Below are 22,610 nucleotides of genomic sequence, written 5' to 3'. Positions count from 1 at the left end.
AGTTTATTTTAAACCATATAGGGTAAAAATAATCTAGAATGGAGACGATGACCATGTTGAGAACTTTGCTGATAAACGAGCTGGACATTGAAGATAGAAATAAAATGGTAAATATATTTTTTCTAATAGGCGATATGGAGAATGTAACTCATCGTCTTTTAGATTATTTCAATAGTGTGGATTCCGAATATTATGGCAAAGGTATGCTTAAATATGATGGTATAGAGCTCTCAGTTCAAGTTGGCGATATCCCAGAGGTAGTTCGCGAACTAGTGAAATTAAATGTAGACATATATGGCATATACGAATTGTATAAGCCTGAATAGAGGGAGGAAATTATGAGTAAATTAATGGAAAAAATGAATGAACAGTTTAACTTTGAGTTATCCAGCGGCTATATTTATTTAGCTATGAGTGCCTTTTTAAAGGATCAGGATATGGACGGTTTTGCAAATTTCATGTATAAGCAAGCTGAAGAGGAATTTGAGCATGCAATGAAATTTTACAATTTTTTATTTGAAATAGATGAAACACCTGAATATGATGCTATGGAAAAACCGAAGGCGAAATATGAAAGCTTTACAGAAGTATTTGAAACAGCTTATGAACATGAAAAAGAAGTTTCCAGAAGAATTAGAGAGTTATATGCCATGGCTCAAGAAGAAAAGAACTATGAAGTTATCGGATTTTTAGGTTGGTTTATAGAAGAACAAATTGAGGAAGAAGATAGCTTTAGAACTATCGTAAATAGATTAAAGAGAATTGACGGAAAGTGGAACGGACTTTATATCTTTGACAGAGAATTAGGTCAAAGAGAATAATAGATAAACCTTGGAGTAGATATTAAAAGCCTCCAAGGTTTTTTATTTTAAACCATAAAAAATGCAACTGTATTTTTTATAAAAAATTGAAAAAGTTAATTGTATATGTTAAAATATTTTCAAAGTGAAAATAAGACTATTTTCAATGGTATAAAATATGGAGGTGCTTATTATGGCATATGTTATTAATGATAGTTGTATAGCTTGTGGTTCTTGTCAACCAGAATGCCCTGTGGATTGTATTTCTGAGGGTGACATCTATGTAATCGATGCAGATCAATGTATCGATTGTGGTTCTTGCGCAGCGGTATGCCCAACAGGAGCTATTAATCCGGAGGATTAATATAGATTTGTATTATTGTTTAGGGGTAAACAGTAATGTTTAAATTATAATATGAATATAAAAAGTGAGATGCCAAAGGGCATCTTATTTTTTTTTGCCAAAAGGTAAAATAAATTTTACAAAGGTTTATAGCAGAACATATATTGTATAATAATAGTATATATCTATTATTATTAGTATTTTCATATAATTATCAAATATTAGTGTTAGTATTATTATATTGAAAATTTGAAAGGGGGACGCATAGATGAAAATTCACATGGGACTTGACGTTGGTTCAACTACTGTAAAGTTAGTGGTTTTAGATGGCGATTATAACATTCTATATTCAACTTATCGCAGACACTTTTCAGATGTAAAGAAAACTGTTAGAGAAGTTATTAATGAGTGCTATGTGTCTTTTAAATATGAGTCTATAACAATTTGTGTAACCGGTTCAGGTGGAATTGCAGTACATGAATTATTGGGAATTGATTTTGTACAAGAGGTAGTAGCCGGTACGGAGGCAATTCAAAAATTTATACCTCAAACAAGTGTAGCTATAGAACTTGGAGGCGAAGATTCCAAAATAACTTATTTAGAGGGCAGTATTGAACAGAGAATGAATTCAATATGTGCTGGTGGAACGGGAGCATTTATAGATCAAATGGCAACGCTTCTTGAAACAGATGCTGCAGGGCTAAATGAACTTGCAAAGGACTATGAAAAAATATATCCCATTGCTTCAAGATGTGGAGTATTTGCTAAAACAGATATACAGGCATTAATAAATCAAGGTGCAAGTAAAGCTGACATTGCCATCTCGGTTTTTCAATCTGTTGTAAACCAAACTATTTCAAACTTGGCGTGTGGTAGACCTATAAGGGGAAATGTGGCCTTTTTAGGAGGTCCTTTACACTTTTTACCAATGCTTAGGGAAAGATTTATAAAGACTCTAGAGTTAAGCGGTGAAGAGGCAATCTGTCCTGAAAACTCTGAATTATTCGTAGCTCTTGGAGCTGCAATTACAAGTATGGATACTAAGGCTATTTCCTTTATGGAGTTGTATAATAGAGCAAATACAGACAATGAAATAGTTATTAAGGAAAATGAAATTTTAGAACCTCTCTTTAAAGATGATGAGGCGGTTTTAAAATTTAAAGAAAAACATAAAACCAAGGAAATAGAAAGAATAGACCTTAAAGATTACCACGGACCTATGTACTTAGGTATAGATTCAGGTTCAACGACTTCAAAAGTGCTTTTACTTTCAGAGGACAATAAGGTTTTATATTCCTACTATGGCTCTAATAAGGGCAAGCCTCTTGAAGTTGCAATTGAGAAATTAAAGGAAATCTACAATGAAAAGACTGAAGATTCTTATATTGCGGCGGCAGGCTGTACAGGTTATGGGGAAGATTTTTTAAAGGCTGCTTTAAATCTTGATTTTGGAGAAGTAGAGACTATAGCTCACTTTAAAGCTGCCCAATATTTTGATCCGAATGTAGATTTTATTTTGGATATTGGCGGTCAGGATATGAAGAGTATGAAGATAAAAGATGGGGTAATTGAATCCATACTTTTAAATGAAGCGTGTTCTTCAGGCTGCGGTTCTTTTCTTGAAACCTTTGCACACAGTGTGAATATGAGTCCAAGTGAGTTTGCCGAAGTTGCATTGAAATCTCGAAATCCCGTTGATTTGGGAAGCAGATGTACTGTATTTATGAACTCAAATGTAAAGCAAGCTCAAAAAGAAGGAGCAAGTATTGAGGATATTTCTGCAGGTTTGGCCTTCTCAGTTATTAAAAATGCCATTCAAAAAGTAATTAAAGTTAGAGACCCTAAGGAATTGGGCAATAACATAGTGGTTCAAGGAGGAACTTTCTTAAGTGATGCAGTTCTAAGATCCTTTGAAATAATTACAGGAGTTGAAGCTACAAGACCTTCTATTGCAGGTTTAATGGGAGCATTGGGTATGGCTTTAATCTCTAAGGAAAAGTCAAAGGGGAAGTCCACTATTATTTCAAGAGAAGACTTGGATAAATTTGAATATAAAGTAGTAAATACAAATTGTAGACAGTGTACTAACCAATGTAGTCTATCAGTAAATATATTCTCCAATGGGAAAAGGTATATAACTGGAAACAGATGTGAAAAGGGAGCCGGAATAGTTAGAAAAGAAAGTGATGAACTTCCAAACTTATATAAGTATAAGTATGAGAGAGTTTTTAGCTATGAGAGCTTAAAAACTGAAGTAGCATCAAGAGGAGTAGTTGGAATACCCAGAGTTTTAAATATCTATGAAAACTATCCTTTCTGGCATACTTTCTTTACTGAACTTGGATACAGTGTGGTTTTATCAGATGAGAGCTCAAGGAGTCTCTATGAGGCTGGAATTGAATCAATAACTTCAGAAACTGCATGTTATCCGGCTAAAATTGTCCACGGTCATATTGAAAACTTAATAGACAAGGGCGTTAAATTTATATTTTATCCTGCTGTATTCTATGAGGAAAGACAGTATGAAAGTGCAGATAATACTTTGAATTGTCCTGTTGTAATCGGATATTCGGAAGTTATAAAGAACAATGTTGAAAATTTAATAGAAAAAGATGTAAAGTTTTTAAATCCATTCCTGTCCTTTGACAACAGAAAGAAGTTGGAAAAGAGATTGGCTGAGGTATTTAAGGAGTATGACATACCTGCGTCAGAGGTAAAAAAAGCAGTTAGAGCTGCCTATGAAGAATCGGACAGATATGCAGATGACGTTAAAAACGAAGGACTTAGAGCTCTTGAAGAAATAGAAGAGAAGAATTTAAGAGGAATAGTTTTAGCCGGCAGACCTTACCACATTGACCCTGAAATAAATCACGGTATTCCTGAACTTATTAATTCTCTAGGGCTTGCAGTCATTTCAGAAGATGCCATAGCGCCATTAACAGACGTTGATGGAAGACTTAGAGTTCTAGATCAGTGGAACTATCACTCCAGACTTTATAGAGCTGCAAAATTTGTAGGAACTCATGATAATTTAGAGATGATTCAATTGAATTCCTTTGGATGTGGAATAGATGCTGTAACTACAGATCAGGTAAATGAAATACTTCATGGTTATAATAAAATCTATACAGTTATAAAAATAGATGAAGTAAATAATTTGGGAGCAATAAAAATTAGAATAAGATCATTACTTGAAGCAGTAGAGAATAGAGAGGTTTCAAGAGATGTTACAGTAATTGATGAAAAACCTGTTCTATATACTAAAGAAATGAAACCAAGACATACATTGCTTCTACCTCAAATGGCTCCAATTCACTTTGAAATTTTTGCTTCAGTAGTTCGCTCAGAGGGATACAATGTAGAGGTTTTGGAAAACCTAAGTCCAAAGGTTGTAAATGACGGTTTAAAATATGTAAATAACGATGCCTGTTATCCTTCGATTTTCGTAGTGGGGCAGTTTATAGATGCACTGAAAAGCGGAAGGTATGACACGGATAATTTAACTTTAATAATCTCTCAAACCGGAGGGGCTTGTAGGGCTTCAAACTATGTGGGCTTTATTAGAAAAGCTTTAAAAGATGCAGGTTTTGAACATGTACCGGTACTGGCTCTTTCCTTCCAGGGAATTGAAAGTCATCCGGGCTTTGAAGTCGGAAAAGTTCAAATGATTAGAATCTTAAACAAGATGATAGTATCGTTGCTTTACGGAGACTTAATTATGAGGCTTTCCCAAGCTACAAGACCTTATGAAAAGATTAAGGGCTCTGTAAATATATTAAAAGATAAGTGGATTAAGATCTGTTCTTCTGAAAATTTAAGTACCAGTTCCAAAGATTTTAGAAAAAATGTTAGAACTATGATTAGGGAATTTGAACAACTGGAGATCAAAAAAGAATTAAAGCCTAAAGTGGGAATTGTGGGCGAGATATTGGTAAAATACTTGCCTGAGGCAAATAATCACATAGCCGATGTTCTTGAGGCTGAAGGTGCAGAAGTTGTAATTTCGGATTTGACAGACTTTATGATGTATTCTTTTAAAAATGCTGAAATAAAGTATAAGGAACTTTCAAAATCTAAATTGCCGTCAATTATATGTAACTTTGGAATAAAATATATTGAAAGCTATAGGGAGATAGTAAGAGAGGAACTAAAGAAAAGCAGATATGATGCTCCTAAGAAAATTGAGGAGATTATGGAATATGCTCAAGAGTATGTAGACCTTGGAAATCAATATGGTGAAGGGTGGCTGTTAACAGGTGAAATGGTTGAGTTAATAGAATCGGGAGTTGAAAACATAGTATGTGTTCAACCTTTTGGATGTCTTCCAAATCACATAACCGGAAAGGGAGTTATAAAGGCCATAAGGAACACCTATCCAAAGTCAAATGTTGTTCCAATTGATTTTGACGCTTCCGCTTCAGAGGTAAATCAATTTAACAGAATTAAATTAATGCTATCTCAGGCGAGAAAAAATATGGAACCGGAATTATCAACTGGAGTCATTAAAGCAAAAAGTTCAAAGGAAAACTATTCGTAATAAAAAACCTTGTTAGAAATCTAACAAGGTTTTAATTTTATAATTTTTCAAGCAAGTTTTTTATTGCATCGTCTTCAAGTAAATTTGAAGTTTCATTATAGGATTTTATATTGTCATCAGGAATGTAGTTTTCTCCTTTAATTTCCGCTTGGAACATTTTTGTTGCTTCAGTTAACTTTATAGAAAGTTGAGTTTGATAATTTACCACATTTTTAGCAGCATCACTTTTGCCGTCTATTAATGCGGAATTGTAAAGTCCAACCATTTCCTTTGAAATATTAGCTGCTTCTTTTAAAACTTCACTTGAGTTTTTAAATTTAGCAGGGGCATCAATTGAGTTAATTGAATTAACAATAGTATCAATTTCAGATTTTAATTGTTCATAGCGATTTTGAATTTCAGTTTTGGAGAATTTTGAAGAGTTTTCAAAATAGTATCCCTTTAACTGATTCATATTAGATCTTAATTTACCCATAAGTGAGTTAAATTCTTCTAAGTATACTTTTTCTTCTGCTGTTAAATTGGCATTATAATCTGTATTTGCCTTAGGAGAGGAACCATCAGTAGTTAACAATACTATATAGTTATCTTTGTCCCAATCCACGTTAACGCCAAAGTTTTCAGCTATAAATCTAATAGGTACAAAAGTTCTATTTTGACTTATCTCCGGAGCTACTTCAATGGTTCTTTCCTCATCGTTAACTTCAACTTTAGTACTTCCAACTTTCAATTCAATTTCAATATCACCTTTTTCAATGGTGATTTCTCTATCGTCTTCATCCCAATCAACTTCATAACCAAGAGACTCGGAAATAAATCTAATAGGTACTAAAGTTCTATTGTTTTTAATATATCCGGGTACGTCAGTTTGGATTTCTTGTCCATTTAACTGTACCTTAACTGTTTTTTGCGCAAATACTGAAACGGTGTTAAAAATCATTAAAACAGATAATGATAATACACCTAAAGTTTTTTTCATAAATATCTCCTTTTAAATAAAATTATTATTTTTTCTGACCGGTTTCGCTTAAAACTCTTGGAGTTTCTTCAGTCTTAAATATGGATTCAACATATTCTAAAGAAGCATCGTTCTCACCTTGAATTTCAATGAAGGAATCACTGTCTCTCGTTGGTGAAATCTGTCCCTTGGCACCATCTACATAGAAAATAATATATTCCTTATTTGCTTTAAGAGTTTTAGGTAATTCCAATTCAATACTGGATAGATCACCTTTATAATCTTCTATAAATTTAATGCTTGTGGAATTATCCTGAGTTATTTGGATTTTAATTCTGGAAATATAATCAGAATTATCTATTAGGTTTTTAATAACTTCTCTATTTTGACTGGTACCTGTACTTATCGTACTGTTTTCATTAGAATTATTAGGCGTCTTGTCGTCTGTATCTTCATCTTTGTCAGTAGGAGTGTTTAATTCTGTCTTAGTATTAGTGTTATCAGTACTAGGTTTAACAGAATTTTCTTTATTTTTATTACCACATCCACTTAATAAAAGAGTAACAGAAAGCAAGGACACTAAAAATATTTTTTTCTTCATATGGACCTCCTATGCTAATATGTTAAGTGTATTATAACATAATGTATAATAAATGAAAAAGAAAAGCTGTATATATGGTTTTTCGTTATGATATAATTTTAAGATAGGTGATGGTATGCCAATTGAAATAATGGAAATCTTAAATATATTAAATAAAGAGGGTTTTGCAGCCTATATAGTGGGAGGAGCTTTAAGGGATTACCTTATGGGTAAGGAGCCCTATGATTTTGACGTTGCTACAAGTGCAGAGCCTGATGAAGTGGAAGAAATATTTAAGGATTATATTTTAAATACTGTCGGGAAAAAGTTCGGTACCATATCCATTAGATACAAGGGCTATGATTTGGAGATAACTACCTTTAGAACCGAGGGACATTATGAAAAAAACAGAAAGCCCAAAGAGGTAAGTTATGTTGAAAGTTTGGAGGAGGACCTTAAAAGAAGAGACTTCACTATTAATGCGCTGGCGTATAATGAAAAGAGCGGCTTAATAGATTTTTTCTCGGGGAGAGAGGATTTAGAAAACAAAATAGTAAGAGCTGTTGGAAATCCCAAGGAGAGAATAGAGGAAGATGCTCTTAGAATAATAAGAGCAATAAGGTTTGCAGGAAGTTTAAATTTTAAAATTGAAAGAGAACTATATAGGAGCATAGTGGAAAATCGCCTCTTGTTGAAGAATATTTCAAAGGAGAGAATTGCCATGGAGTTTAATAAAATTCTTCTAAGTGAAATTCCCTCAAGGTCTTTGAAGATAATGGCAGACAGTAAAGTTTTAGATGTACTGTTTCCTGATTTAGCTAAGACGGTAGGTTACAATCAAAAAACTCCCTACCATATAAAGACGTTATTTGACCATTTATTATGTGTGGTGGATAATGTGGCGCCCATACTTACATTAAGGCTTGCGGCATTGTTTCATGACGTTGCAAAACCTCTTACTCTGTCCATAGATGAAGAGGGAATCGGACATTTTTACGGGCATGACTTATTGGGGAGTGAAATATGCGAAAATGTGCTTAGAGATTATAACTATTCAAAGGCAACTATTAAAACAGTAAAACTGCTGATAGAAGATCATATGAAAGTTCATGAAAATATGACGGATAAAGCTCTTAGAAAACAGATTAGAAGAGTGGGAAGAGATAATGTATTAAACTTATATGACCTGTTAATTGCAGATAGGTTTTGTACTTTGGAAGATAGAGATGTGGAATTTTTAAAGGTGCGTAAAAACAGAATAAAGGAGCTTTTAGAAGAAAAGACTTCTTATGACAGGTTTTTAAATATAAATGGTAAGGATTTAATTGACTTAGGCTTTCAAGAAGGTAAAATAATAGGAGAAATATTAAATTATCTAACGGAAGCAGTCTTGGAAAATCCAAGTTTAAATAATAAAGATACATTACTAGAAATAGTAAAAGAAAAATATAGGAGTTAATATGGGAAAATTATTCGGTACAGATGGAATTAGAGGTATAGCTAATTTGGAACTTACTCCTGAATTGGCATATAAAGTGGGAAGAGCGGCAGGTTATGTACTGTCCAAAAATCAAAATGGCAAGATGTTAATAGGAAGGGACACAAGATTGTCCGGTCACTTAATTGAAAGTGCATTGGCGGCAGGATTGATGTCAATAGGTATAGATGTGGAAATTGCGGGTGTAATTCCAACGCCAGCCATAGCTTATTTAACAAGAACAGGAGATTATTTAGCGGGAGTTGTAATCTCAGCTTCTCACAATCCCTTTGAGCACAATGGAATAAAGTTTTTCTCTTCAGATGGGTATAAATTACCTGATAAGGTGGAATATCAAATAGAGGATTTGATTTTTTCAGATACTAAGATTTATAAAAATGCTACAGGAGATGATGTTGGGACTGTAATCTATTCCTATGAACTTCAAGATAGGTACCATGATTATCTTTTAGGCCTTAGCGATTTAAATTTAAAAGGTGTAAAAGTTGCGTTGGATTTGGGTAATGGAGCATTATATAAATTAGCTCCAAAGGTTTTAAAGGATTTAGGCGCTGAAGTTGTTGTAATCAATGATGAACCTGATGGAACTAATATAAATAAAAATAGCGGGTCCACAAATCCGGAATTGATAAGTAAGCTGGTAGTTAAAGAAAAAGCCGATATAGGTATGAGTTTTGACGGTGATGCCGATAGAATTATAGCAGTGGATGAAAATGGTGATATAATAGACGGAGATCATATACTTGCAATTTGTGCCACTCAGCTTAAAAAAGAGGACAAGCTTACGAACAATACCGTTGTAGGAACTATAATGTCAAATATAGGGCTTAAAAGATATTTAAGTGATATTGGAGTGGATTTGGTCTATACTCAAGTAGGAGATAGGTACGTTCTTGAGGAAATGGAAAAGAATGATTTTGTCTTGGGGGGAGAACAGTCTGGACATATTATATTTTTAGATTATAATACAACTGGAGACGGTTTGGCTACAGGCATCCATCTTTTAGAAGTGATGGAAAAAACCGGCAAAAAGATGTCTGAACTTAATAATTTGATGAAAAGCTATCCGCAAGTTCTTGTAAATGCCAAAGTGAGATCGGACTTAAAAAACAAGTACATGGACTTTGAAGATATTAGAGAGAAAATAGAAAATATAGAAAAAAAATTTAAAGGCAATGGTAGAGTTGTAATAAGACCTTCAGGAACGGAAAGTTTAGTTAGGGTTATGATTGAAGGTGAAGATGAGACTGTCCTTCAAAGAGAAGCGGAAGAGCTTGCTGAATTTATTGAAAAAAAACTAAGTTAGGAGAACAATATGGATTATAGATTAATAGTTGACACTGCATGTGATTTGACAAAGGAAATGGAAGAAGATTATAAAATATTGTCAGTTCCATTTAAAATAGACATAGATGAAAGGGAATATGTAGATGATGAAAATCTTGATATAGATGGATTTTTAAATGCTATGAAGAACAGTCCTAATCCCATAAGAACTTCATGTCCGGCGCCCTTTGACTATCTTGAAAAAATGAAGGAATGCGAAGAGGAGATTATATTAATTTTGACAATATCTTCTAAGTTATCCGGCTCTTATAACAGCGCTATAGTAGCAAGAGATGAGTATTTGGAAGAATGCCCTAATAGCAAAGTATTTGTTTTGGACTCTAAATCGGCGGCGGCGGGAGAAACTTTGGTGGCTCTTGAAATTTTAAGTGTAATGAGTGAAGAGGGAACAGTTGAAGAAAAAATTGAAAAGATAGAGAAGTATATCGACAATAATCACACTTTTTTCATTTTAGAAAGCTTGGATAATTTAATTAAAAACGGAAGAATAAAGAAGACGGCAGGTCTTATTGCAAATGTTTTAAATATAAGGCCTATAATGGTGGCCGAAGACGGAGAGATTTCCCTTTATGAAATGAACAGAGGATTTAAGAAGAGCCTTACTAAATTAGCTACGGCAATAGGAAAGTTTGGAGATGATTTTTCCAACAGGACTTTAGTAATCTCTCATGTAGATGCAATTGAAAAAGCAAAAGACTTTGAAAAAAGAGTGAAAGAACTTTATAATTTCGGAAAAATTTTAATACTTCAATCCAGAGGATTATCATCGGGATATGCTGACAATGGAGGAATAGTAATAGGATTTAATTAGGAAACTAGAGAAATGGGATTGTCCATTTCTTTTTTTATTGTAAAAAAATGACTGAAAATGGTACAGAATAAACTGCATAATTTAGTATAAAAAAAATTTAATTATACATAAAATTTTAATTTAAAGTCAAAAAAAATAATGATAAAATTAAAATGTCAGCTAGTCACCAAAATGTTATTGCTATTTGAATAAGGGGGAATTTAAATGATACTACAAAAAAGAATTGTATCATTATTATTGGCATTTTTAATTATATTTACAATTGTACCAATGCAAAGTTTTGCGGAAACAAACACTGAGGAAATAATTTTTGATAATCATTCTATTAAAAAGACTGATTTTGAAAGTGATTCTTTAGCAGATAACAATCAAAAATTTGGAGAGTTAAAAATTAGTAAAGAGGTTTCGGGAGATAGTATTTCAAATAGAGATATTATTTATACATTTATCATTAGTAAGGAAAGTATCCCTGCTATTGGTAAATACACAATAGACAAAGTAAATATCCTAGATATTCCACAAGACGGGAAAATTCAATTGAGAGCAGGACAGACTGCATTATTATCCGAACTTGAAACTGGCACCTATAAAGTGGAAGAAATTAAACCGGCTGAAGAAAATTATAAATATACTACTTTTAAAGTAAATGATGAGGAGCCCCAAAAAGGTTTAGTAGCAGAAGTTGAAGTTGTTGAAAGTGTTAAAGCGAATAATTCTGAAAATGAAATCGAAGAAGTTATTGGAGGATGGTTAGTTGATGAAAGAGGACTGGTAAAGCAGGATGAGGATGGATATTTTGTCTATACAATAACACCGGAGCAAATAATAGACAGGAAAATTCATATGAATTGTAATCCTTTAGCGGAATATATGGCATATATGATGTACAAGAGTGTCAATACTACAGTCGCTAATGTAAAAATAAAAATAAAAAACAAATCAGGTCAAAGCATAAAATATGAAGATTATGATTTTTCTACTGTAAACTGGCTTAATCCAGGTGGAATCTACATACCTTCAGATAATCCGGAAATTAAAAATATAGGTCGCAATGGACTTGGTGAAGCTTGGAGACATAGAAATCCTGTTACAGTAGAGGGAAAAGAAGAAGGCTATGTATATGATATAGAGGGATTTGACGGAGAAAATATCAGGATAACAAGTGCTCCTTTACGCACCCCTAATCCGGCTGTAATATCATATTTTATGAGTAATCCAGGGAAAGATAAAGGTTTAACAAGTAATAGCAATATTACCGGTGCTAGTGATATAACGCTAAAGCAGATGAATGCTTTTCCCGAACTTATTAAAGAAAGTTTTACCTTTAAAAATCATAAAGGTGTTGAAATAACATTTGATGAAGACTCAAGTAGAACTTATGCGGATTTTGTTTGTGCTTTTTATGAAGTTGATAGTTTAGAGGATTTAACATACACGCAAAAATACAATCAATTTGGTTCGGGTAATGCAAGTTCGCCTAGTATTCCTGGAGGAAGTTATAATATTAATCAATATTATAATGGGACGTATAATGGAAAGAAAATGCCTAAAGCTGATTTAGAGGGTGATGCTTTAAACTATTTTAAGACTTGGGGATTGGCAACTTATATTGCTCAAGATTCTAACAATTATTATGATCCTTACTACTTACTTGAAAATGATGAAGATATAATAAAATTGGGCTATGAATACTTATATGAAAGAGGAATGAGAATTACCTTTGATGATAATGATAGAAATATTACTATTGAGCCAGATAGTAGTGTGGAAATTAATAGTATGGACGTATGTGGGATTAAGACCTATTTAGATAAAGATAATATATCCAATTCGCATATTGTGAAAGTAATGAATGAGGGAAATGCTATAGAAGATGGTGAAGAAATAGTATTAGATAATGTAAAAGGTTTTATTGAAGTTCCAAATGTTTTTTATAGTGCGCTTTTTGACTTCGGATTTTTATTTACTTTTGGAACTGAAGGAGAAGTTACTCCTACAGAAGAAATTGCAACGGTAATATTTAATAATGTCTATAAGAATGTGGAAAAAGAACCTATTACAAATTATACTGGCGGCAGCAGTTGGGGAGTACCTAAATTAAATAAAAAGGACCACTATGCGTATATGATAGGATATCCAGACGGAAACTTTAAACCTAATGATGAGATTACAAAGGCTGAAGCTGTAACAATATTCTTTAGAATGTTGGAAGAGGATTCAAGGAAAGAATTTTGGAGCACGGAAAGTTCCTTTAAAGATGTTGATAGCACTGCATGGTATAACAATGCACTATCAACAATGGAAAGAGCAAGTATAATTGAAGCTGATGAAGATGATAATTTTAGACCTAATGAATCTATGACAAGGGCGGAATTTGCAGTATTGATGTCTAAGTTCTTTAAAGAAACTAAAACATCAACACATAAATTTACAGACATAGATGGACACTGGGCAGAAGCGGAAATAGCAAGAGTAGCTGAAAAGGGGTGGATAGAAGGTTACTTGGATAATACCTTTAGGCCTGATGAGCCTATTAGCAGATCGGAGACGGCTAAATTGGTAAATGCAATTTTGGAAAGAACTCCGAATAAGGACAAATTGTTGCCAATATGATTGAATTTAAAGACAATCAGAATAGGAATGTGTGGTATTATGCAGCTGTACAGGAGGCTACAAATTCTCATGAATATGAGAGAGAAGATAATAAAGCACCGGAGACATGGACAAAATTATTACCGGTTAGAGATTGGAAAGCCTTGGAAAAAGAGTGGAGTAATGCTAATTCCTCAACTAATCCTGGAGATGTAATTATTAAATAAATTAAGACTTGAAAGAACATGATTTAATTTTTCATGTTCTTTTTTTATTTGTGAACTTGAAAATAAGTAATTTTAAGATTAAAAATTCAATTTAAGAATGACATAATATTTTATATTAGATGTTATAATTAGAGCAGGTGATTTATATGAAAAAAATTATTTCCATTATAGCTACAGCTTTTCTGTTAGTTCTCGGTATTTTTGTTGCTGATTACTATAATGAAGGATACATAAAAGAAATTTTATTAGATAGTGATAGGAATATTTTAATAAGTGCAGAAGAGGATGAGATTTCCACAGTTAAGATATTGGCAACGGGAGATATTATGTATCACTTGCCTCTATATATAAAGACTTTAAACAGTGAAACGGGAAAGTATGATTTTTCAACATACTATGAGAAAATGAGAGATCAAATAGAAGCTTCGGATATAGTTGTGGGAAATTTTGAAACTACTGTAAATCCCAATTGGAAATTAAGCGGTCATCCAATGTTTAATACTCCTATAGAAGCTTTGGAATATTTAAAAAGTGCAGGTTTTGACATATTGTCAACTGCTAACAACCATTGTTTGGATACTTCTATAGAAGGTGTTGAGACTACTATTGAGGCTATTGAATCTGTGGGATTACAAAATTTCGGAACTTATAATAATGGAGAAAGAAAGTTGCTTACAGTTGAAGAAAATGGAATTAAAGTGGGATTTTTAGCCTATACAGAATCCTTTAACGGGTTGGACTATGGTATAGAGGAAGAAAAATTGTATATGCTCTCACCCATGGATGAAAGTTTGATTACAAGTGAAATTGAGGAGTTGAAAAGTCAGGGAACGGACTTTATAGTAATCTATCCTCATTGGGGAGTGGAGTATAGAACGGTACCTTCCGATTATCAAAGGCAGATGAATGAGTTTTTTTTAAATGCGGGAGCGGATGTGGTTTTAGGTTCACATCCTCATGTGCTTCAACCTGTGGAGTATAGGGAAATAGACGGAGAAAACAAATTTTCCATTTATTCAATGGGTAACTCCATATCAAATCAAAGGAAACCCTGGCTCCTTGAAAAGGGAGTGGAGTTCGGTTCTTTTGTTGAGTTAACTGTGGAAAAGAATATGAGGGAAAATAAAACTGCCCTAAAGAGTGTAGATGTAATGCCCACCTATGTAAATAGGTTTATGGATGTAGATGGAATATATAAGTATGAAACTGTACTGCTAAATGACTTAGTTGATGGGGGCAGGTACAGGGATGTAATAGATGATGCTACAAAGAACTTTATAGATAGTAACTATCAATGGGTAATGGATGTATTGAACAATGAAGAGGTGAAAAATTGAAAAAGTTACTTTTAATTGCAACGGGAGGAACTATTGCCTCTGAACGGACTGAATTTGGTTTAAGCCCAAGGACCAATCCAAGAGAAATTTTAAATCACATACCACAGGCCGGAGGACTTGCGGAAATTGATGTAAAACAGGTTTTAAATATTGATTCTACAAATATTGAACCTGAGCACTGGCTTATGATAAGTAATGTAATAGAAGAAAACTACGATAGATACCATGGTTTTATAATCACCCATGGTACTGACACTTTGGCATATACTGCATCTGCATTGTCCTATTTAATTCAAAATGGCAACAAGCCCATAATTTTAACGGGTTCTCAAAAACCCATAACAGATCCAATAACAGATGGCAAAAAAAACTTACTTGATTCCATAAGGTACGCTTTACAAGAGGGGGTAAGGGGAGTCTACATAGTTTTTGACGGTAAGGCCATAATCGGAACGAGAGCTAAAAAACTAAGGTCAAAGAGTTATTCAGCCTTTGATTCCATTAACTATCCTGTAGCAGCCTTTATAGACGGAGATAGAGTTTTAAGGTATGTGGGTGAGGGTTTACAAGATGAAGAGGTAAAATTCTATAGAGAATTAAATCCCAAGGTCTTTTTATTAAAGCTAATTCCCGGAATGGAGCCAAGTATTTTTGACTATATCTCTGAAAATTATGATGCAACAGTTGTGGAGTCCTATGGCGTAGGAGGACTTCCTTTTAATGACAGAAGAAATTTTAAGGAAGCTCTTAAAAAAGTAACTGAAAGGGGTAAAATTATAGTTATAGCTACTCAAGTGATGTTAGAGGGGTCCGACGCCGCTACTTATGAAGTAGGTTACGATATTATAAACAACTACAATGTCCTTCAAGCTTATGATATGACCGTTGAAGCTGCAGTAACTAAGTTAATGTGGATTTTAGGCTTTACCAAGGATTTTAAAGAAGTTAAAGAGTTGTTTTATAAAAATATAAATAATGATATTTTCGTATAGCTGTAGCAAGGGGGAATGGTAATGGGACTAATATACATAGTTGTTGCTACAATTTTATTTTCAAGTATGGATGTTGCAATAAAATATACAGGCGGTGTATTTATAATAAATAGAGAGCGGTAGTTTAATGAAAAAATTAAAACCTCACATGTTAAAATAAATTGTGGTCTGCAAACCACAATTTAGAAAACAATGAGGTTTTAATATGCAAAATCAAGATATTCATAGCTTATCACATACAAAGTGGAATTGTAAGTACCACATAGTTTTTGCTCCAAAATATAGAAGAAAAGTATTTTATGGAGATAAAAGATTAGAAATAGGAGCAATCTTAAGGGAATTATGTAATTGGAAAGGTGTAAATATAATAGAGGCAGAAGTGTGTCTGGATCATGTTCACATGTTACTTGAAATTCCTCCAAAATTAAACGTATCAAGTTTTATGGGATTTTTAAAAGGTAAGAGCAGTATAATGATATATGAAAAGTGGGGAAGTTTAAAATATAAATATAGAGGTCGACAATTTTGGTGTCGAGGATATTACGTAGATACAGCAGAAAAGAATGCAAAAAATATTCAAGCTTATATAAAAAACCAATTAAAGGAAGACGAGTTAAGTGGACAAATAACTATGGACATAACAGACACCTTTAAGGGGTAGCAAGTAAAGTTTGCAAGTGGCAGACCAACAGATGCCCTTTAGGCATTGCTAGTAAAATAGGCCCTTTGGGCCGCAAAAGAAATACCACCAGCTACGCTGGTGGATTTTTATTATATGCTATTGTATTTTTGATAAATTTCAAGTTCGTTCCAGAACCTTTCAAGATTTTCAATTTTTTCCTTACTATCCTTATTTCTTGCTGCAACAGAGTTTAAAATTCCTGTCACAATACACATAACGGGAATTAAATTGTCTGAAAAAGACAATAATTCGTTGTTAATTAGTAAGGGTACTGTAGAAAATTTAACTAGTGGTGAAGTTATAGTATCAGTAATGCATATTGTTTGAGCGCCTTTTTTATAGGCATATTCATGGATTTGTAGCGTAGTATTTAAATATCTGGGAAGACTTACAGAAAGCAGTACATCACCAGGTTCAATTTTTGATAGGTCGTCAAAATTTCTGTTTATACCATCAAGGACGAAGACGTTATTTCTAATCCATTTTAAACCTAGTCCTAAAAAATAGGTGACACTATAAGAACTTCGTGAACCCACTAAGAATACTCTCTTGGAATTAGAGAGTAAATCCACAATCCTTAAAAAAGTATCCTCATTGATATTGTTAATTAACCAGTTAATATCATTTAAACTTTTTTGAAGCACATTATATAATATGTCCATTTCGTCGGAAGTATTTTCCGAAATAGATTCAAGTCTTTGTGAAATAGTAATTTTTTCTTTTAAAAAATCTTGTAAAGCCTTCTGCATATCAGAATAACCATTGTAGTCAATACAATTTGCAAATCTAATAACGCTAGATTCACTTACATCACAGAGTTTTGCCAATTGACTTGAAGTTTGGAATACTGCTTTATCATAATTTTCCAATATATACACAGCTATTTTCTTATGAGTCTTGCTTAGATCTTCCAAATTAGAGCTTATTCTCTCTAAAACGTTCATTTCCGTAATATCTTTTTTTGTTTCCATTACACACCTCTCAAGTGGTATTTTATTTAATATTATACTAAAAAAAATTAAAAGTAAATTAAAAGTGAGTGTTGCAAGTAAAAAATTGGAAATCTATAGAGAAATTTCACAAAGTAGAATATATTCCGCATAATTGGAATATATAATTCTTTTACAGAAATTTGTGGAATTTTTCCATAAATTTCTGTAAAAGAATTGACAAGTGTCAAAAAGGGTGATATTCTAAAAATAGAAAATGTTCATAATTATTTTTTTAGAAAGAAGGTGTGAATATATAAGATATAGGGAGAAATAGTAGAACATAGAAAGGAGGATATTATGGGAGAAGTTACAAAGAAGAAAGAAATACCTTCCTACGTAAAAATATTTATAGGTTTATTTTTAGGTATAGTATTTGGGTACATACTAAATTTACTAGGTGGAACTTCCGTACCTATGATAAATGATCACATCTTACCTTTTTTGCAATTTTTAGGTGATTTTTTTATTAAGTTAATAAAAATGGTAGTGGTACCACTTGTGTTCTTTAGTATTACAAATGCAGCTATTTCATTGAAAGACATAAGTAAACTACGAAGTGTGGGAGTAAAAACTATTGTATGGTTTTTAATGAGTTCAGGATTAGCATGCGGAATTGGTTTAATTTTAGCGAATATTATAAAACCTGGTATTGGTGTGGATTTTGGTAGTGTAAGTGCAGAGGCAGTTCAAGTCCAAGAATTACCAGGAGTGTATACAGTTATTCTTGATTTAATTCCAAATAATCCTGTGGAGTCTCTAGCAAATGGAGAAATGATGCAGGTAATAGTATTTGCTTTGTTTTTGGGTTTTTCACTTATTGCATTAGGTGAAAAAGCGGAGCCTCTAAATAGAATAATTACTATATGCTCAGATGCGATGTTCTATATTATAGGAGTAATTATTAAGATAATACCTTTTGGTGTATTTGGTTTAATGTCTGTAGCAATTGCAAAATTTGGAACAGCAATATTTGGGCCTGTATTAAAATTTATAATAACAGATTATTTATCGTGTTTGATAATGTTAATAATAATCTATTCTATATTTTTAAGATTTGTAGCCGGAGTCAATCCAATACCTTTTTATAAAAAAGCTTTTGAACCTTGGATGATAGCTTTTAGTACTTGTACATCTTCAGCAGCTCTTCCGGTATCAATGGAAGTAGGTCCTAGACTAGGAGTACCGAGAGATATTTCTGACTTTGTATTACCTTTTGGAGCTACGGCAAATATGAATGGAACTTGTATTTATTTTGGAGTAATAGTGGTTTTTGCATCACAGTTGTATGGAATAGAACTCTCAATACAACAACAAATACTTTTAGTAGTTCAAGCTACTTTTTTAAGTGTTGGATGTGCCGCTACTCCGCAAATAGGATTAGTAATAAGTATTACACTTTTAACTCAAATGGGTTTGCCATTAGAAGCCACTGCTTTAGTTGCGGGAGTATATAGGATTGTTGATCAAATTCATACGTCAACAAATTCTGCAGGTGACTTGGTGACTTCAGTTGTAGTTGCAAAAATGGAAGGAGAGTTAGATAAAGAAGTTTATTATGATATGAGTTTAAAATAACTTTAATAATAAGATTAATTTGTACATAAAATTAATTACATAAATGTAGGTAAGAACTTAAGGAGTTTAAGGAGGAAAAAAATGTCAGATAACAGAATAGTAGAATGTATGGAGAGAGCGGATTATATTTTAGGAACTTTAATGGCAGTTAAACCTGGAGAAGAAGTATTAATAGTTACAGATGCTGAAACAGATGTGAGAATGGCAAATGCGATGGCAGCGGCTGCGCTAAAACTGGGTGCGGATTATACAGTAGCTATGACTCCAAGTAGAGGACAGGACAAAGCAACAATATTTCCTAAGATGATTGAAAAAGCTATGGAAGGCTGTGACGTATTTATTGGAATGACAAAGGCTTCTGGAGTTGCAATTTATAATAATAGGTTAAAAGAGCTAATTAATGAAAAGAAATTGCGTGAGTGTTCAATAGTTCTAAGAGATGTTGAAAACTTTACTAGAGGTGGAGCTCTTGCTGATTATGAAGCACTTTATGAGGAAGGTAAAAAACTTCAAGCAATTTGGAGAGGTAAGAAAATGGCTCATATAACCACACCTGCAGGAACAGACTTACGTATGGAAATGAACCAAATGGAGCCTATTATTGAGTGTGGAGTGGCTAAAAATCCTGGAGATGCAATGGCTTGGTCAGATGGAGAGGTTTCTTTAGGACCTGTTGTGGGAACAACTAATGGGACATTAGTAATGGATGGACCTATGGCTTACTATGGTGCACCAACTGAACCTGTGGAATTGAAAATTGAAAATGGTAAAATCGTAGAGGTTGTAGGCGGAGACCCTAAAATTTGTAGACAAATCCAAAATACTCTTGATACTATAAAGGACAGTGACAATATAGCGGAAATTGGAATTGGATTAAATCCGAATAGTTTATTCAATAGTGATTTTGAAGAAGAGAAAAAAGCAAGAGGTACTTGTCACATAGCTATGGGTAATGGATTTTACTATGGTCAACCTCCAATGTCAACAGTTCACATTGACATGGTAATGTACAATCCAACTATTACTTTTGATGATGAACTAATTGTTAAAGATGGAAAAGTAGTAGTACTAGGAGATAAGTAATATATTTAGGGTATAATTAAAAATAGACACAATAGTTTTCGAAATAGAGTTAGAATTATCTAGTTCTAACTCTATTTTTATATAATATTTCATTATGAGGAGGAGAAATATGAAAAAAGAACGCTTACTAAATGTAGCGATAGGTCAAATGTACTTAGAGTTGGGAAATACACAAGCTAATTTAAATAAAATTCTAAATATGGTTGATGAAGCTGCTGAAAAAGATGCTGACATTATAGTATTCCCTGAACTTGCTTATTCAGGATACCTATTAGAGTCTGAAGAACTTCAAAGATTGGCAGAGCCTTCTGATGGACCTTTTGTTCAAACTTTAAAAAAGAAGGCAAAGGAAAAAAGAATTCATATTATTGCTGGATATCCTGAGGCAGATGCTGTAATTCCTGGTCGTATGTACAATTCATGCATATTTATAGATGATGATGGTAAAGTAATTGAAAATATGAGAAAAGTATATGCATGGGGACAAGAGAAACTAAAATTCAGAGAGGGAAATCGACTTCCTGTTGTGGAAACTAAATTTGGTAAAGTTGGAATGTTAATTTGTTACGATGTTGAACTTCCTGAGCCATCAAGAATAGAAGCTTTAAAAGGAGCGGAAATCATATTTGTTTCCTCATTCTGGAGTATACCTGCACAGAGAAGATGGGACGTTGATTTAGCAGGTAATGCTTTATTTAACGTTTTATACATGGTTGGTGCTAATACTGTAGGAGATAATACCTGCGGAAGATCACAAATAGTAGGTCCAGATGGAGAAGTTGTGGCATTGGCAAGTGATGATAAAGAAGAAGTACTAGTTCAACAAATTGATTTAGATAGGGTTATTGAAGTTAGAAGCTGGCTTCCTTACTTAAATGACTTTAAGGAAGATACTTTCAGTATGGGTGCGATTGAAAAATATTAGAATTGAAAAACACGAGGTGAAATATGAGTGATAATAAAAATAGTGCTCCTATCTATGAAGAAGGCGCCTTAAAAATAGAAAAGATGACGTCATCAGAAGTAATTTTTGCCGTAGTGGGTTGTGGAATAGGTTCAGGAGCTCTAGGAACTGCTTATTCAGCAAGACTTGGGGGCTTTCCTGTAATTGCTTTCTGGTTAATAGTATCCGGTATTTTAACCTTAATTTCAATGTACTATGTGGCGGAAGCAACTTTAAGAACGAGAAAAATGATTCAACTTCCCGGATTAGCTGATAGGTATGTAGGCGGAATTGGAAAAATTTTGGTATTTTTAGCAGTAGTTATAAATTCACTTAGTTGTTTAATAGCTTATTTTAATGGAAGCGGAGAGATAATAGCGGATTTTCTAGGTGTATCAAAGGGAATGGGAGCTATAATATTTATGGTTCCTGCAGCTTTGGTAACCTACTTGGGACTTAAAGCAATAGGTGTAGCCGGTAAGTATATGAGTATATTTATGATAGGTCTGATATTGATTTTAACAGGAGCAAGCTTTTTAGCGTCAAGTTCAGACTTTGGAAGATTATTTATTGCGGATTGGAAATATGCAATTCCTATATTTAACGTAGCGGCTTTCAGCTATATTGGGCAGTATCTTGTGCCGGATTTGGCTAGAGGTTTGGCCCATGAACCGAAAAAGTTGGCACCTTCTCTTTTAATAGGGCAGATTATAGTTGCAATACTTTTAATATTAATACCTATGGGTACTTTTATAGTTGCACCGGCAGATGAAATTACGCAAGTTGCAACTTTAGTATGGGGTAGAGCCATTGGTCAATGGGCATTTTTCGGAGCTAATATTTTTGCGCTAGTTGCTATGTTTACTTCCTTTACTCCGGTAACCCAAACTCTTATTTCAAATATAGTGGATTTCTTTAAGTTGAGAAGTGACTCGGATCCAAAGATAAGAATTCCTATAATGGTAATAGTTTTGGCAATTCCACTGTATTTAACTATTTCTGGAAAAGTTAGTTTTATAGATGCAGTATATTTCTCAGGTACTTTTGCAGCGGCAATAATGGCAATACTTCCAATATTTATGGTAAACAATGCCAGAAAGACCGGTGATATAGAACCTGAATGGACTTGTGGTAAGTTGGCTTCATGGCCGGTACAAGCGGTTATAATAGTAATGTATGGCGGTACTATTATATATGCAATATTAGGTGCTTTGGGCTACCTTCCGGCAGGTTGGTAAATGATATAAATTAAAAATTTATATAAACACTTCTAAAACAAGAAAGAGCTTAAATTCAAGCTCTTTCTTGTTTTT

At 33.2% G+C, this 22,610-nt stretch carries 19 protein-coding genes; 16 read left to right on the top strand and 3 right to left on the bottom strand.

Annotated features, from left to right (window positions below; all coding sequences use genetic code 11):
- Positions 1 to 38 precede the first annotated feature (38 nt).
- The 4 genes from EF514_RS10070 (at position 39) to EF514_RS10055 (ending at position 5,680) form a co-directional block, all read left to right on the top strand.
- Positions 39 to 326: a hypothetical protein gene (locus tag EF514_RS10070; protein WP_240649056.1), complete on the top strand. Its 288-nt coding sequence runs from the start codon at positions 39 to 41 to the stop codon at positions 324 to 326.
- 12 nt (positions 327 to 338) lie between these two features.
- Positions 339 to 821, top strand: coding sequence for a ferritin (locus EF514_RS10065; protein ID WP_205666442.1), 483 nt, complete (start codon positions 339 to 341; stop codon positions 819 to 821).
- Between the two features lie 172 nt (positions 822 to 993).
- Entirely contained in the window at positions 994 to 1,164 is a 171-nt protein-coding gene (locus EF514_RS10060) for a DUF362 domain-containing protein (protein ID WP_127725324.1), read from the top strand.
- A 247-nt stretch (positions 1,165 to 1,411) separates the two neighbouring features.
- Positions 1,412 to 5,680: a 2-hydroxyacyl-CoA dehydratase gene (locus tag EF514_RS10055; protein WP_127725323.1), complete on the top strand. Its 4,269-nt coding sequence runs from the start codon at positions 1,412 to 1,414 to the stop codon at positions 5,678 to 5,680.
- A gap of 37 nt (positions 5,681 to 5,717) precedes the next feature.
- Here the strand turns inward: EF514_RS10055 and EF514_RS10050 are convergent, their stop codons facing one another.
- The gene (locus EF514_RS10050; RefSeq protein ID WP_127725322.1) at positions 5,718 to 6,659 is read right to left on the bottom strand and encodes a copper amine oxidase N-terminal domain-containing protein; all 942 of its coding nucleotides are present in this window, start codon (positions 6,657 to 6,659) and stop codon (positions 5,718 to 5,720) included.
- Between the two features lie 25 nt (positions 6,660 to 6,684).
- The gene (locus EF514_RS10045) at positions 6,685 to 7,239 is read right to left on the bottom strand and encodes a ferlin (RefSeq protein WP_127725321.1); all 555 of its coding nucleotides are present in this window, start codon (positions 7,237 to 7,239) and stop codon (positions 6,685 to 6,687) included.
- Positions 7,240 to 7,354: 115 nt separating this feature from the next.
- Here EF514_RS10045 and EF514_RS10040 point away from each other — a divergent pair, with 115 nt between their 5' ends.
- The 8 genes from EF514_RS10040 to tnpA all read left to right on the top strand — a co-directional run bounded on the left by EF514_RS10040 (position 7,355) and on the right by tnpA (position 16,683).
- On the top strand, positions 7,355 to 8,677 hold the full coding sequence (locus tag EF514_RS10040) for a CCA tRNA nucleotidyltransferase (RefSeq protein ID WP_127725320.1): 1,323 nt from the start codon (positions 7,355 to 7,357) through the stop codon (positions 8,675 to 8,677).
- A 1-nt stretch (position 8,678) separates the two neighbouring features.
- Entirely contained in the window at positions 8,679 to 10,022 is a 1,344-nt protein-coding gene (glmM, locus tag EF514_RS10035; protein ID WP_127725319.1) for a phosphoglucosamine mutase, read from the top strand.
- Positions 10,023 to 10,031: 9 nt separating this feature from the next.
- A complete protein-coding gene (locus tag EF514_RS10030; protein WP_127725318.1) occupies positions 10,032 to 10,874 on the top strand; it encodes a DegV family protein in 843 nt (280 codons plus the stop codon).
- A gap of 204 nt (positions 10,875 to 11,078) precedes the next feature.
- The gene (locus EF514_RS10025) at positions 11,079 to 13,487 is read left to right on the top strand and encodes an S-layer homology domain-containing protein (protein WP_127725317.1); all 2,409 of its coding nucleotides are present in this window, start codon (positions 11,079 to 11,081) and stop codon (positions 13,485 to 13,487) included.
- Positions 13,484 to 13,693: a hypothetical protein gene (locus tag EF514_RS10020; RefSeq protein ID WP_127725316.1), complete on the top strand. Its 210-nt coding sequence runs from the start codon at positions 13,484 to 13,486 to the stop codon at positions 13,691 to 13,693. The genes EF514_RS10025 and EF514_RS10020 overlap by 4 nt, the downstream gene beginning before the upstream one ends.
- A 146-nt stretch (positions 13,694 to 13,839) precedes the next feature.
- On the top strand, positions 13,840 to 15,030 hold the full coding sequence (locus EF514_RS10015; RefSeq protein WP_127725315.1) for a CapA family protein: 1,191 nt from the start codon (positions 13,840 to 13,842) through the stop codon (positions 15,028 to 15,030).
- Positions 15,027 to 16,022, top strand: a complete 996-nt coding sequence (locus EF514_RS10010; RefSeq protein WP_127725314.1) for an asparaginase — start codon at positions 15,027 to 15,029, stop codon at positions 16,020 to 16,022. Before EF514_RS10015 ends, EF514_RS10010 begins: the two co-directional genes overlap by 4 nt.
- A 205-nt stretch (positions 16,023 to 16,227) precedes the next feature.
- Positions 16,228 to 16,683 carry an IS200/IS605 family transposase gene (gene tnpA, locus EF514_RS10005; protein ID WP_127725313.1) on the top strand — a complete coding sequence of 152 codons (456 nt, stop codon included), beginning with the start codon at positions 16,228 to 16,230 and terminating at the stop codon, positions 16,681 to 16,683.
- Between the two features lie 110 nt (positions 16,684 to 16,793).
- On the opposite strand, the gene EF514_RS10000 is transcribed toward tnpA, so the two are convergent.
- On the bottom strand, positions 16,794 to 17,675 hold the full coding sequence (locus tag EF514_RS10000) for a MurR/RpiR family transcriptional regulator (RefSeq protein WP_127725312.1): 882 nt from the start codon (positions 17,673 to 17,675) through the stop codon (positions 16,794 to 16,796).
- Between the two features lie 318 nt (positions 17,676 to 17,993).
- Between EF514_RS10000 and EF514_RS09995 the strand changes: the two genes are divergently transcribed.
- The 4 genes from EF514_RS09995 to EF514_RS09980 all read left to right on the top strand — a co-directional run bounded on the left by EF514_RS09995 (position 17,994) and on the right by EF514_RS09980 (position 22,535).
- Positions 17,994 to 19,271, top strand: a complete 1,278-nt coding sequence (locus EF514_RS09995; RefSeq protein WP_127725311.1) for a dicarboxylate/amino acid:cation symporter — start codon at positions 17,994 to 17,996, stop codon at positions 19,269 to 19,271.
- An 81-nt stretch (positions 19,272 to 19,352) separates the two neighbouring features.
- Complete coding sequence (locus EF514_RS09990; RefSeq protein WP_127725310.1) at positions 19,353 to 20,354, top strand: aminopeptidase; 1,002 nt, start codon at positions 19,353 to 19,355, stop codon at positions 20,352 to 20,354.
- 109 nt (positions 20,355 to 20,463) lie between these two features.
- Entirely contained in the window at positions 20,464 to 21,279 is an 816-nt protein-coding gene (locus EF514_RS09985) for a nitrilase-related carbon-nitrogen hydrolase (RefSeq protein ID WP_127725309.1), read from the top strand.
- A 23-nt stretch (positions 21,280 to 21,302) separates the two neighbouring features.
- On the top strand, positions 21,303 to 22,535 hold the full coding sequence (locus EF514_RS09980) for an aromatic amino acid transport family protein (protein WP_127725308.1): 1,233 nt from the start codon (positions 21,303 to 21,305) through the stop codon (positions 22,533 to 22,535).
- The last annotated feature ends 75 nt before the right edge of the window (positions 22,536 to 22,610 follow it).

It is taken from the genome of Anaerosphaera multitolerans (genome assembly GCF_004006535.1).
Classification (GTDB): domain Bacteria; phylum Bacillota; class Clostridia; order Tissierellales; family Peptoniphilaceae; genus Anaerosphaera; species Anaerosphaera multitolerans.
Note: the sequence above shows the minus strand (reverse complement) of the source record. Positions and strands in the feature narration are given on the sequence as shown.

Bases quoted from the DNA above. Each gene is read 5' to 3' on its own strand.
- EF514_RS09980 (WP_127725308.1), top strand. From the start codon at position 21,303: ATGAGTGATAATAAAAATAGTGCTCCTATCTATGAAGAAGGCGCCTTA.
- EF514_RS10025 (WP_127725317.1), top strand. From the start codon at position 11,079: ATGATACTACAAAAAAGAATTGTATCATTATTATTGGCATTTTTAATT.
- EF514_RS10030 (WP_127725318.1), top strand. From the start codon at position 10,032: ATGGATTATAGATTAATAGTTGACACTGCATGTGATTTGACAAAGGAA.
- EF514_RS10045 (WP_127725321.1), bottom strand. From the start codon at position 7,239: ATGAAGAAAAAAATATTTTTAGTGTCCTTGCTTTCTGTTACTCTTTTA.
- EF514_RS09995 (WP_127725311.1), top strand. From the start codon at position 17,994: ATGGGAGAAGTTACAAAGAAGAAAGAAATACCTTCCTACGTAAAAATA.
- tnpA (WP_127725313.1), top strand. From the start codon at position 16,228: ATGCAAAATCAAGATATTCATAGCTTATCACATACAAAGTGGAATTGT.
- EF514_RS10040 (WP_127725320.1), top strand. From the start codon at position 7,355: ATGCCAATTGAAATAATGGAAATCTTAAATATATTAAATAAAGAGGGT.
- EF514_RS10060 (WP_127725324.1), top strand. From the start codon at position 994: ATGGCATATGTTATTAATGATAGTTGTATAGCTTGTGGTTCTTGTCAA.
- EF514_RS09990 (WP_127725310.1), top strand. From the start codon at position 19,353: ATGTCAGATAACAGAATAGTAGAATGTATGGAGAGAGCGGATTATATT.
- EF514_RS10050 (WP_127725322.1), bottom strand. From the start codon at position 6,659: ATGAAAAAAACTTTAGGTGTATTATCATTATCTGTTTTAATGATTTTT.
- EF514_RS10000 (WP_127725312.1), bottom strand. From the start codon at position 17,675: ATGGAAACAAAAAAAGATATTACGGAAATGAACGTTTTAGAGAGAATA.
- glmM (WP_127725319.1), top strand. From the start codon at position 8,679: ATGGGAAAATTATTCGGTACAGATGGAATTAGAGGTATAGCTAATTTG.
- EF514_RS10070 (WP_240649056.1), top strand. From the start codon at position 39: ATGGAGACGATGACCATGTTGAGAACTTTGCTGATAAACGAGCTGGAC.
- EF514_RS09985 (WP_127725309.1), top strand. From the start codon at position 20,464: ATGAAAAAAGAACGCTTACTAAATGTAGCGATAGGTCAAATGTACTTA.
- EF514_RS10015 (WP_127725315.1), top strand. From the start codon at position 13,840: ATGAAAAAAATTATTTCCATTATAGCTACAGCTTTTCTGTTAGTTCTC.
- EF514_RS10055 (WP_127725323.1), top strand. From the start codon at position 1,412: ATGAAAATTCACATGGGACTTGACGTTGGTTCAACTACTGTAAAGTTA.
- EF514_RS10065 (WP_205666442.1), top strand. From the start codon at position 339: ATGAGTAAATTAATGGAAAAAATGAATGAACAGTTTAACTTTGAGTTA.
- EF514_RS10020 (WP_127725316.1), top strand. From the start codon at position 13,484: ATGATTGAATTTAAAGACAATCAGAATAGGAATGTGTGGTATTATGCA.